Annotated in this window: 1 protein-coding gene; it reads right to left on the bottom strand. The window is 61.7% G+C overall.

What is annotated here, in order from left to right; all coding sequences use genetic code 11:
- Positions 1 to 209 (bottom strand): phosphoadenosine phosphosulfate reductase family protein (locus DOM56_RS20020; protein WP_232822377.1); only part of this gene is annotated, 209 nt, incomplete at both ends.

Below are 209 nucleotides of genomic sequence, written 5' to 3'. Positions count from 1 at the left end.
TCGTCGTCGACCATCACCAGCATGCCGTCGCGCTCCACCACCGGGCGCGGCGCGGAGTAGTAGAGCGGAACGATGGGGATCGATTCGAGGTAGATGTACTGCCAGATATCCAGCTCGGTCCAGTTGGAGAGCGGGAAGACGCGGATCGATTCGCCCTTGTTGACCTTGCCGTTGTAGAGGTTCCAGAGCTCCGGGCGCTGGTTCTTGGG

Origin of the sequence: Salinicola sp. CR57 (genome assembly GCF_003206585.1) — a bacterium.
In the GTDB taxonomy this organism is placed as follows: Bacteria; Pseudomonadota; Gammaproteobacteria; order Pseudomonadales; family Halomonadaceae; genus Salinicola; species Salinicola lusitanus.
This window is presented reverse-complemented; position numbering and strand designations above follow the sequence as displayed.